General features: G+C 48.2%; 1 protein-coding gene. It reads right to left on the bottom strand.

Translation table 11 applies throughout. The annotated features are described in order from the left end of the window. Positions 1–171: 171 nt before the first annotated feature. Positions 172–1,306: TonB-dependent receptor domain-containing protein (locus AC2VLY_RS14000; protein WP_486922485.1), on the bottom strand; the 1,135-nt coding region annotated here is incomplete at its 5' end.

Raw genomic sequence — 1,306 nt, 5'->3', positions numbered from 1 at the left:
GACTTATCAGGCCCTTGGGGCGACCAGGAAGGATTTGTCACCATGGTATTCATCATTTAACCCTCATCGAATGACATTGCCCGGAAATGTACCGAAGCACCATGCCGGGCAATGGCTTTCAGATAGCGCCGCAAATCCGTTAAAAGATTTGCGGCGCAAAACAATAACGGCTTAGAAATTAGCCGTCAGGCTTACATAAAAAGTTCTCGGTGCCCCGGGCAGCCCAATCAGATCGCCCTTGGTGTTGGGTCCGTAAGTTCCACCACTGCTGATATATTCATAACTGTTGTAGCGGTTTCCAAGCACATTGAGCAGGTCCACATCCACGCCCACATTCCGGAAATAAGCCATGTGCATGGGAATCTTGCTGTGCAAAGCCAGGTTCAGCAAGGTATAAGAGGGCAGTTTTGCCGTAGCTGAGGGTGACTTGGTGATACTGTCATACAGGGACTGGGGTCCGGTGTACTGTACCCAAATACGCGGCTCCAGCAAAATACCGTCAACGAAACTTTTGGTATAGGCGCCAATATTGAAAGTTGCATCCGGGACATTGGCAACCGGTAAGCCATCATAACTTTTACCTTTCACGGTATAATTACTGAAATACGCTTTCTGAAACGACAAATTGGCAAAGGTGTGGAGCCAGTAAAGCGGGTTATCGACGGCATAAATATTGACCCCTTCATAATCCGAAGTGCCGTCGGCATTGATCACATCACCATTGGTCAAGGTAATAGGAAGATACTGATTGGAGAAGCGGGTAAAGTACCAGTTGGCACTAAACAGGAAGTGATGCAGGTAACCATCATGCGCCACGTGCACCTTGAAACCGGCCTGATAATTCTGTCCCTTTTCCAATGAAATGGAACTGGCCTGAATATCCTGGAAAGGACCGCCGCCGCCACCAAATGCAGGTGTCTGATAAGCCTCACTATAACCGGCAAACAACGCCAGATGATCAATGGGACGCCAGCTGATATTCACCGAAGGTTCCACCGCGCTCAGGCTGCGAGAATCCGCAGGCAGTTTGGCCTGATTACCCTTGGGATATAATTTGCTCGCCTCCGGAAAAGTTTCCGTAGTAAAGGGCGTATAATTCAACTGAAATTGTTCTACGCGAACTCCAGGCGTGATATCCACAGAGGATATCGGATGAATTTTATCCTGGAAGAAAGCCGCCACATCAGTCACATCCAGAAAGTTGCTCCGGTACTTGTCGTTGGGAACAAAACGCGTGGCATAGTAGGGTGCATATTGGCTGTAGAAGGCATTTTTAGAGTTGTCTCTGGATTTGATAAAATAGCCA

Source organism: Acidithiobacillus sp. TH-A36 (genome assembly GCF_057473445.1).
The sequence above is the reverse complement of the archived record's forward strand: the minus strand, read 5'-3'. Positions and strand labels throughout refer to the sequence as shown.